Origin of the sequence: Streptomyces sp. NPDC058663 (assembly GCF_042716745.1) — a bacterium.
Taxonomy (GTDB): domain Bacteria; phylum Actinomycetota; class Actinomycetes; order Streptomycetales; family Streptomycetaceae; genus Streptomyces.
In genome coordinates this window covers 23081-32063 of the sequence record NZ_JBHXRV010000073.1, presented here as the reverse complement: position 1 = coordinate 32063, position 8983 = coordinate 23081, and the positions used below count along the sequence as shown (strand labels likewise).

Below are 8983 nucleotides of genomic sequence, written 5' to 3'. Positions count from 1 at the left end.
CCCCCGCACCCCTCACCTGGGGCGCGGGGGCGGGCCCGTGGTGCTTGCCGCTCACTCCCCCGGGTAGCGCACGCCGATCCGCTCGCGGACCGCGTCCAGGGTGTCCATGACCGCGAGGGTGCCGGCCAACGGCACCAGCGGTGACTCGACGAGCCCCGACCGCAGGCACCGCATCACCTCCTGCGCCTGGTGACCGTAACCGTTGCCCCGCCGGGGCGGTGCCGTGTACTCCTTCGGCTCGTGTCCGTCGCGGTGGAGCACGAAGGCGGACGGGTTGAAGAAGTCGGCCGGTATCGCGATGCGGCCCTGCGTGCCGTACACCACCGCCCCGTGCTCGTCGTCGGCGAGCAGGGAACACGACAGTACGGACATGGCCCCGCCGGGATGTCCGAGCAGGATGCCGGTCTGTTCGTCGACGCCCTGCGGCGACAGCCGCGCGTGCGCGGTGACCGACTCGGGGGCGCCAAGAAGCAGATGCGCGAAAGACACCGGGTAGGTGCCCAGGTCCAGCAGCGCCCCACCACCGGCGGCCGGGTCCCAGAGCCGGTGTTCCGGCGCCACCGTCACCCGCCCCCCGAAGCGGGCGTGCAGCGAGCGGATCTCACCGATGGCGCCGTCGGCCGTCAGTTCCACGATTCGGCGCACCAGCGGATTCACGTACGTCCACATCGCCTCCATCAGGAACAGGTCCCGCTTGGCAGCGAGTTCGGTCAGAAGGCGGGCCTGTCGGCCGCTCAGCGCGAACGGCTTCTCGCACAGCACCGGCTTGCCGGCCTCCAGGCAGACCGTCGCGGCCGCCGCGTGGTGTGCGTGAGGCGTAGCGACGTAGACGACGTCGATCTCCGGGTCGGCTGCCAGCTCGTGCCAACTACCGTGCGCCCGGGGGACGCCGAACCGACGTGCGAACTGCCGCGCGCCGGCCTCCGACCGCGAACCGACGGCAGCCACCCGAGCCCCTGGCTCACGGAGCAGGTCTTCGGTGAAGGCGGCGGCCATGCCACCGGTGGCCAGGATTCCCCAACTGATGATCTGCTCACTCACTGACAGCTCCTGTTCGATACGGCGAAGGGCTGCAGCAAGCTTATGGGTACGTTCCCACAGGGAGTAGGAGACCGCACCGACAACCGCTCACGGCCGCGACCCCGGGCCCCCGCCTCTCCGCCGTGGCTGAACGGGAAGACGAACGGTACGGGGACGATCCGGTCGGCCGACGTCTGCGCTACTCAGTCCTGCGTGGAGATGCAGAAGGGGTGGCCTGCGGGGTCCAGCAGGACCCTCCGATGGTCGGGATGCGGTTGGACGGGGGGATCCAGGGCGCCCAGGGCCAGCATCCGTGCGTGGGCGGCATCGAGATCGTCGACCCCCAGTTCCATGTGCGCCTGCTTGCCCTGGGACGGGTCCGGCCAGGTCGGACGCCGGTAGTCGGCCACCCGGATGAAGCCCAGCCCAGGTGACCCCTCGCGGCCGAGAAGGATGAAGTCGTCGCTGGAGCAGACGACGGGCAAGCCGAGCGCGGTGCCGTAGAAGCGGGCCAGTTCGGCGGGGTCCGGGCAGTCGAAGTCGACGGACAGCAAGCGGATCGCGGGCCCGGATGGGGGTTCGGTACTCATGGGGAGGACGCTATGACGGGACCAGGACAGCTCCGGTCCTGGTCATGGGGAACACTTCGGGATGTGATCAGTACCTCCGCCCGCCTGCTGCGACTGGTCTCGCTGTTGTCCTCGCGACCGACGTGGACCTGTCGCGAGCTGGCCGAGCGCATGGCGGTCACCGACCGCACGGTCCGGCGCGACATCGCCCGGCTGCGGGAGCTCGGCTACGGCGTCGAGTCCGACCCGGGGCCGTGGGGCGGCTACCGTCTCGGCGGCGGCGCCCAGGTGCCGCCGCTGATCCTCGACGACGAGGAGGCGCTCGCCGTGGCCGTCGCGCTGCGGGAGGCCGCGCTCAGCGGCGTCCTGGGCAGCGAACAGGCCGCGCTGTCGGCGCTGTTGAAACTTCGGCAGGTCCTACCACCCCGGGTCGCGGACCGGCTGGGGGAGATGGATGCGACCTTCGTACACACTCCCAGGCTTGAGGGACGGCAGATCTCGCCCGGTGTGCTGCTGGAACTGGCCGCCGCGTGCCGTCGTGGCGAACGCACCCGTCTTTCGTACCGGGACCATGCGGGGAACGCCACTGTCCGGGACGTCGACCCCTACCGCCTGGTACACACAGGCCGCCGCTGGTACTTCGTCGCCCGGGACGTGGCCCGGGACCAGTGGCGGACATTCCGGGCCGACCGGGTGGTACAGGTACAGCCGACCGGACATGCCGTCGAACTCGTCGACCCGCCCGATCCTGCGCTCCTCGTCTCCCGGTCCATCGCCGGCGTCGTGTACCCGCTCTATGTGACAGTTCGGCTGGCGCACCCCATGGACCAGGCGCTGCGGATGGTCCCGCCCACGATCGGCACCCACCGCCCGGACGGCCCCGATGCCACCCTCGTCGAAATAGGCGGCAACGACGCCGAGCAGCTCGTCACCTACCTCCTCGGCCTGGGCACCACGCTACGGGTCCTGTCACCGGACCGCGTACGCGAGGCGCTGCTGCGCCGTATGCGGGACCTGTTGGAGGACAACGGAGGCGATCGGCCCCGGTAGCGGGCGTTGCGCCGGGTACAGCGCCGAGAACCGCCTGGGCTACCACGTCGCCACGCTGCTGAGCCTGCACGTGTGGTTCAGCGAGCACCGCGGATCCGTCCCGCGGACGTTGATCCTCGACCAGCCGACGATGGTGGGTCGTTGCGTGCCCTGTGAGTCCTCGACGCCCGTATCGCAGTGATGTCTCCGATGCCCGCTGGACGTTGATCGAGCCGGTGGTCGTGTCTTGGCGGGCAGGCCGGACAGGGCCGGGGATCGCGGCGCGGGTTCACGATCTGCGGGAGATCGTGAAGGCGATCCTCTATGTCAGCCGGACGAGTATCCCGTGGGAGTGCCTGCCGCACGATTTCCCGCCGTACAAGACCGTCTACGACTACTACGCGAAGTGGGACGCGCACGGCACGACTCAGCAGGTGCATGATCTGCTGCGGGACAAGGCCCGTCGCGCACAGGGTCGACCGGCGGCCCCATCGGCCGCTGTCATCGATGCGCAAAGCGTGAAGACCTCCGCAAATGTCGCCGAGGCCCGTCAGGGCATCGATGCCGGCAAGAAGATCACAGGGTGCAAGCGTCATGTCGCCACAGACACGCTCGGCCTGGTACTCGCGGTCACCGTCACTGCCGCCTCGGTCCACGACGCAACGGCGGGAAACGCCTACTCGGCGAGCTCGCCGCGTCGCACCCCAGCGTGACGAAGTTCTGGGCCGACGGCGGATACCAGAACAGCGTCTTCCAGCACGGGGCGTCCAGGGGCATCGACGTCGAGCTCGTGAAACGCTCCACCGTCAAAGGGTTCCCACCGCAGAAGAAGCGTTGGGTGATTGAGCGCACCTTCGGTTGGCTGATGCAGAACCGCCGCCTCGTCCGGGACTACGGAGCCCTCTCTCCTCGGCTCGAGTTTTCCCCCTGTGCCCGCCGAGCATCCGCCGACGGCCCCGGACCACCGGCGCGCGTTGATGCCACCAGAACATGCGCCAGGCCCTGGCACCGCGTGCTCCCCTTGGGCCGACACATACGCGCTCACCCATAGGGATGACGCCAGGGGTGGTCTGGAACGCCTCCGGGTAACTGCACTGCAATTCTTCGTACTCGGGGCACCATCAACCGAGAGGGAAAAAATGGGCGATCTCATGGGAGCGGTCCTCGGCGGAGTCAACACGGTCGAGGGGGCCGTTCCGCCTCTTGTCAACGCGCTCACCCACGTCGTTGGCCTCGGCCTCCAGACACTGAAGCAGCTCGGACTGCTCGGCCTTCTCTGACGCAAGCGCAAGATTCTGCCCCGCACGTTTCGTCAGAACGGGCGGGCCCACGGCGCTGCGGGGCAAGCACCTTGTACAGATGGTCCGCGGCGCCAGGACTGCCCTCATCGCTGTCGCTCTAACGGCAGGACGTTGCCACGCGCTTCATCTGCGAGTTGCTCCTCCCGGAGAGGCCGGACGGGCTGTTGGTCAACGGCCTTCCGCGGAGCCGCGGGGCCGGGGATGCGCTGGACCCAGCAGCGATCTCGTTCAGAGATCTGCCGGCTGCCCGGAACTTCGACCGCGTGGGAGGCACGGGCGGACTCCACGGATCGCTGGAGAGCGCCCATCGGGTCAACCACCCTCTCCTTCTCCTCCCCGCCCCCATACTCCGGGGCGGCGGGCCAGCGGCCGCCAGGCTCTGCCTCACGCAGCTTTTTCCAGGACTTCGTGGTAGCGGGGCAGTTCGAGACTTGGCCCTGGAGAAGGGATTCGGCATGGTGGCCGGCCTTGCCGATACGCGCGACTCACTGTTTGCGGAACTGTTCCACCACCGCTACGTACCCGCTGCCGCCGTGGCCGGCGGCCGCCGCTCGCTCTGCCAGTTCCATGACGAGCCTCGGCAGCGCGGAGTCGACGCCTAGTATCTCGCTCTCCTGGACCACCTGCGCCATCGCCGTCAGGTGGGTGTCCAAGGTGCCGTCGTCGGCCGGGTAGACGCCGTCGTCGGCCTGCTGCGCGTAGCCCGGAAGCCAGCCTGCCACCATGTCGATCGCAGTCCGTGCGACGGGGAGGTACGCCGTGGCGGACACACCGGCCGAGCCGAGGATCGCGGCGCCGTTGAGGAAGCCGTCGAGCATGCCCCACATGAGGACAAGCGTGGCCATCTCGTGTGTGGCCGACAGGCCGGGGTCATCACCGAGGTGGAGGCTTGTGCCGAGACTGCCCAGAGCGGACTCATAGGCGTCGTACAGCGGTCGCGGCCCGCTGTAGGCGAGTACGGCGTCAGTCGTGCCGACCGCCTTCGGGACGGCCATCACCCCACCGTCGAGGTAACCGCCGCCGCGGCGTGCCACCTCATCGGCGAGCCTTCTGGCCCGTGAGGGCGTGCCCGAGGTCAGGTTCACCACAATCCGACCGTCGAGCGGTCCGTCGAGGACGTCCACCACGGCGTCGTAGTCCGATACGCAGACCACCACGAGCGGGGCGGCCGCGATTGCGGCCGCCGGGGACTGGGCGAATTCCGCGCCCCGGGCCACGAGGTCGTCGGCCTTGGCGGGCGTGCGGTTCCACACGGTCGTCGGGTGCCCCGCGCGCAGGAACGCCCCGGCGAGGGCGCCGCCCATCACTCCTAGGCCCAGAACCGTGACAGGTGTTTTGGTGTGCATCATGTGCTCCTTCTCTGATCGCTGGCACAATCGTCAACGTTCACACCGGTATGAAGGTCAAGGGGAAATCTGCGTGCTGATCGGGGAGTTGAGTCGGCGGACCGGGGTGAATCCGCACCAACTGCGGTACTACGAGGCGCAGGGCCTCCTGCTGCCCGGCCGTGGCGGCAACGGCTACCGCCAGTACGGCGAAGACGCCGTACTGGCGGTGTCCCAGATCAGGAAACTGCTCGACGCCGGGCTGTCGACCCAGGAGATCGGCTATCTCCAACCGTGCGTCACGGGCGGGGAGCCCGACCTGAAGCCCTGCCCGGAGACCCTGGTGCTGCTTCGGGCGCGTATAGCCGGGCTGGACGAGCAAATCGGCACACTCGTCCAATCCCGTCGGACACTGGGTGAGTACCTGACGGCCACGGAGCGGCGGGCGGCCAGCTGAGTACTCCAGCAGCGGTTCGTGTCCTGAACTGGTGTGGTCGCTGACCACGCATGAAGGGGGAGGATGGTGCGGTCTGGGCCGCGAGGTTGCGTCGGTGTTCGCGCGAGTGGCACGTTGGTGCAGCCGGGCTGATCTGCGAGGGCGGCGGCGGGACTGTTTGCGGGGGCTGCTGGCTCCGTTGGCCCACCAGGGCCCCTCCACGTGTGTTCCACAGGAAGGTACAGATGACAGCAGACGACTCGTTCTGCAGACTCGATGACGACGACTACCCCGCCTACACCATGGGCCGGGCAGCCGACATGCTCAACACCACCCAGAGCTTCCTCCGCGCCATCGGCGAAGCCCGCCTCATCACACCGCTGCGCTCCCCGGGCAGTCACCGCCGCTACTAACGAGTTGGTGCGTGATAGCGGGTGAGGCGTGCTGGTCCGTTGGAGGACTGCTGGTTCAGGCTTGAGCGGTGCGGTCGGAGACGAGACCGGCGATGGCGCGGTAGGTGTCGGGCAGGCGGTCGCGGCGATGGGTCCAGCGCGTCAGTTGCTTCCAGCGTTTGTGATCGGCGAGGGCGTGTTCGACGGTGATGCGGTCGGAGGAGTGCCCGTGGCGGTCGCGTTCCCACTGTTCGACTCTGCCGGGCAATGCTCCCGGGCGGGGTTGTCTGGGCGGTGTGATTGCTTGCCCGCGGTGGTCGCGGCTCAGGCCGAGGTAGCCGTCGTCCAGGAGGACCTCGACGTCGGGGAAGTGCTGGAAGCAGACAGCGATGCCTTCATTGCGGGCGGCCGCGGCGTCGTGCATGCGTCCAGGCCGCAGGGCATCAGTCCACAGTGTGCGGCCCCGCCAGTCGGCGATCACGGTGGCTTTCATCGTGTTCTGCTTCTTCTTGCCCGAGACGAAGGCACGGCGTCCGCCACGGTTAGCCGGCGGCCTGCGGACCTGGATCTCGGTGGCGTCGAGCCGCAGCTCGACGCCTTCGGCCTGGGCGTAGGCAAACACGTCCGTCAGCGTCCGAAGACGCAGGCCAGGACGGTCGGGGACAGCGCACCCCCGCTCGGCAAGGAGCGCGCGTATCTCTGCGATCGCGCGGGTGATGGTGGAGCGGTCGACGCCGAACAGCAGGCCCAGCACCGAATGCGGTAAGTCGTGCCGCAGATGGATCAGCGTGGCCACCAGCCGGTCGACGAACACCAGCTGGTGGCGGGCGCCGGCACCCGCGGCCCGATTCCGGACTCCTCCTCGCGGAGATCCTTCACGATGGCTATGACATTGAGGACGCCTGGGTTCCGGGCGGAGTCGCAGCAGGTCGCGGCGGTCCCGCCGCATCACCGTGCCCGGCCAGAGCTGGGGCTGTGTGCGCGGTCTGCGGGCGTTCTGCGGGGGGTGCAGCCCTGGCGGCGGGAGCATCGGCGGGGACGGCCACGTATCCGGCCGTGCTGAGGCAGAGGGCGGCGGCCAGGAGGGCCGGGAGGGAACGCGGGTGCATGGTGCTCACGGTGCCGTGCGTGGCGCATCTGCATGGTGCTCACGGTGCCGTGCGTGGAGCAGCAGTGGCGGCGAACACGTCTCGTGTCGCACGGTCGGGGGTGCGTCAGGCCGGGGTGTGACGTCCGCACGCGCTCGCCGCTGGGGCTGGCCCCGGCCTGCGGGTTGCCGGGTGTGGGGTGAGGGTGGGGGTATGGACGAGATCGTGGTGCAGCGCCCGCGCACGGAGGGTGGCCGCCGCTTGTTCCTGTGGGGCCGGGGTGCGGGGGTGGCGTACTCGGACCGGGATCTGGTGGAGCTTCTGCGGCAGGCCGGCCTTGATGAGACGGCTGCGGAGGGCCTGGTGGACGGGGACTCGGCGGCCATTGTCTGGGAGGGCGGCGCCCCGCATGAGTACGGCGGGGCCGTATGACGAGCGGCCCCCCGATTGACCTGGCACTCGCGCAGGCCGTGGACACCTGGCCCGAGGGGGAGGGCTGGGGTGCGGAGCCGAAGATATGGACGGGGTTCTCAGGGTGTCCGTTGTCCGCGGGAGGTGTGCCAGGCGGAGATTGGGTCATGCGCGGGGAAGGTCGGGCAGGCGGGGCCGTCCGAGTGACGGCACGCGTTTTCTCACCGGCCCAGAAGCCGGACCAGGAAGAGTGGCGGTCTGACCGCTTTCTTCTCTCGTGTCTTGTCTTGTGAAAGGTCTTCACGTGCGTCGTCGCTCCGTGCTCATCGTGACCCTCGCCGTCACCGGCACTGCTCTTTCGCTTCCCTTGGCCAGCGCTGAGCCCACTGCGGCCGGCACCCCTGTTCTCGCCAAGGCGAGGCCCGATGCGAATCCGCGTGTCTACTTCGACATGAGCGTCAACGGGAAGCGTGCCGGGCGGATCGTCTTCAAGCTGCGCAAGGACGTGGTTCCGAAAACGGCTGAGAACTTCCGGGCACTGGCTACGGGCGAAAAGGGCTTCGGCTACGCGGGCTCGTCCTTCCACCGCATCGTTCCCCGCTTCATGCTGCAGGGCGGCGACATCACCAAGGGCAACGGAACCGGCGGCAGGAGCATCTACGGCGCCAAATTCAGCGACGAGAACTTCGAGCTCAAGCACACCGGGCCGGGCGTGCTCTCCATGGCCAACAGGGGCCCGGACACCAACAGCTCGCAGTTCTTCATCACGACGGCCAAGACACGCTGGCTGGACGGCAAGCATGTGGTCTTCGGATCGGTGGTCGAGGGTATGGACGTGGTGAGGGAGCTCGAAGCACTCGGCAGCCGCAGCGGAAAGACCTCAGCGAAGGTCGTCATCACAGCCTCCGGACAGCTCTGAAGGCCCTCCTCGAACTCCGGCCCGCACCACCCCGTGCGCCATACGGGGCGATGCGGACCACTCGACGCTGAGCACAGCCGGCCGGTGATCGTGCGGGAGCGGGAAGGGGCCGCCTGGGGAGGCGGTGCACTGCCGGATCGGAGGGGCGCGTACGGAGATCCTGCTCGCAGGCCCACAGGCAGAACTGGTAGACCGTGGCCACTTCCCGGTCCCTGCTGCTGTCCTCGATCCGCGACCCCGCCTCGTCACGGCGTCGCCACCACGCAAACGCAGCCCAGATCCTCAGCGTTGGCATCCGCATCCCGCCCGTCGCAGTCGCCATGGGGCGGACCACCGGCGGACTGTCCACCCGCGCATAACCGGAGTTCGACGGCGACCGGCTCACCATCGAGCGCACCGCGCACCACGTGGTGGTGCGCTCCACGTCGGGCCGTGTCGTCACCGGGGCCTGGCTGGATCTGGCGGCGGCCGCGATGGACCTTCCCTCCGGGGT

The 8983-nt window shown here is 69.0% G+C and carries 10 protein-coding genes and 2 pseudogenes; 8 read left to right on the top strand and 4 right to left on the bottom strand.

Translation table 11 applies throughout. From position 1 onward, the window contains the following. Positions 1-51: 51 nt before the first annotated feature. A complete protein-coding gene (locus tag ACFWVV_RS35225; RefSeq protein WP_384357709.1) occupies positions 52-1041 on the bottom strand; it encodes a Gfo/Idh/MocA family protein in 990 nt (329 codons plus the stop codon). A 182-nt stretch (positions 1042-1223) separates the two neighbouring features. Continuing rightward, positions 1224-1610 carry a VOC family protein gene (locus ACFWVV_RS35220; RefSeq protein ID WP_384357711.1) on the bottom strand — a complete coding sequence of 129 codons (387 nt, stop codon included), beginning with the start codon at positions 1608-1610 and terminating at the stop codon, positions 1224-1226. A 63-nt stretch (positions 1611-1673) separates the two neighbouring features. Here ACFWVV_RS35220 and ACFWVV_RS35215 point away from each other — a divergent pair, with 63 nt between their 5' ends. From ACFWVV_RS35215 to ACFWVV_RS35200, 4 genes are all read left to right on the top strand, one after another. Beyond that, positions 1674-2639: a helix-turn-helix transcriptional regulator gene (locus ACFWVV_RS35215; RefSeq protein ID WP_384357713.1), complete on the top strand. Its 966-nt coding sequence runs from the start codon at positions 1674-1676 to the stop codon at positions 2637-2639. Next, a complete protein-coding gene (locus ACFWVV_RS35210; protein ID WP_384357767.1) occupies positions 2626-2820 on the top strand; it encodes a DUF3732 domain-containing protein in 195 nt (64 codons plus the stop codon). The genes ACFWVV_RS35215 and ACFWVV_RS35210 overlap by 14 nt, the downstream gene beginning before the upstream one ends. A 22-nt stretch (positions 2821-2842) precedes the next feature. Further along, complete coding sequence (locus ACFWVV_RS35205; protein WP_384357715.1) at positions 2843-3331, top strand: IS5 family transposase; 489 nt, start codon at positions 2843-2845, stop codon at positions 3329-3331. 426 nt (positions 3332-3757) lie between these two features. Further along, a complete protein-coding gene (locus ACFWVV_RS35200) occupies positions 3758-3898 on the top strand; it encodes a hypothetical protein (RefSeq protein WP_384357717.1) in 141 nt (46 codons plus the stop codon). A gap of 506 nt (positions 3899-4404) precedes the next feature. Here the strand turns inward: ACFWVV_RS35200 and ACFWVV_RS35195 are convergent. After that, on the bottom strand, positions 4405-5265 hold the full coding sequence (locus tag ACFWVV_RS35195) for an NAD(P)-dependent oxidoreductase (RefSeq protein ID WP_384357719.1): 861 nt from the start codon (positions 5263-5265) through the stop codon (positions 4405-4407). A gap of 73 nt (positions 5266-5338) precedes the next feature. On the opposite strand from ACFWVV_RS35195, the gene ACFWVV_RS35190 reads away from it, so the two are divergent. Beyond that, positions 5339-5701: a MerR family transcriptional regulator gene (locus ACFWVV_RS35190; protein WP_384357721.1), complete on the top strand. Its 363-nt coding sequence runs from the start codon at positions 5339-5341 to the stop codon at positions 5699-5701. Between the two features lie 224 nt (positions 5702-5925). After that, a pseudogene (locus ACFWVV_RS35185) lies at positions 5926-6090 on the top strand (MerR family transcriptional regulator); the annotation flags it as partial. 58 nt (positions 6091-6148) lie between these two features. Here the strand turns inward: ACFWVV_RS35185 and ACFWVV_RS35180 are convergent. Next, positions 6149-6952, bottom strand: a pseudogene (locus ACFWVV_RS35180) (transposase family protein); the annotation flags it as partial. A 421-nt stretch (positions 6953-7373) separates the two neighbouring features. Here ACFWVV_RS35180 and ACFWVV_RS35175 point away from each other — a divergent pair. Together ACFWVV_RS35175 and ACFWVV_RS35170 are read left to right on the top strand one after the other, a co-directional pair. Next, entirely contained in the window at positions 7374-7592 is a 219-nt protein-coding gene (locus ACFWVV_RS35175; RefSeq protein ID WP_384357723.1) for a hypothetical protein, read from the top strand. Positions 7593-8022: 430 nt separating this feature from the next. Further along, positions 8023-8490, top strand: a complete 468-nt coding sequence (locus ACFWVV_RS35170) for a peptidylprolyl isomerase (protein ID WP_384357769.1) — start codon at positions 8023-8025, stop codon at positions 8488-8490. The last annotated feature ends 493 nt before the right edge of the window (positions 8491-8983 follow it).

Coding starts and splice junctions, on each gene's coding strand:
- ACFWVV_RS35220 (WP_384357711.1), bottom strand. CDS start 1,610: ATGAGTACCGAACCCCCATCCGGGCCCGCGATCCGCTTGCTGTCCGTC.
- ACFWVV_RS35200 (WP_384357717.1), top strand. CDS start 3,758: ATGGGCGATCTCATGGGAGCGGTCCTCGGCGGAGTCAACACGGTCGAG.
- ACFWVV_RS35195 (WP_384357719.1), bottom strand. CDS start 5,265: ATGCACACCAAAACACCTGTCACGGTTCTGGGCCTAGGAGTGATGGGC.
- ACFWVV_RS35175 (WP_384357723.1), top strand. CDS start 7,374: ATGGACGAGATCGTGGTGCAGCGCCCGCGCACGGAGGGTGGCCGCCGC.
- ACFWVV_RS35170 (WP_384357769.1), top strand. CDS start 8,023: ATGAGCGTCAACGGGAAGCGTGCCGGGCGGATCGTCTTCAAGCTGCGC.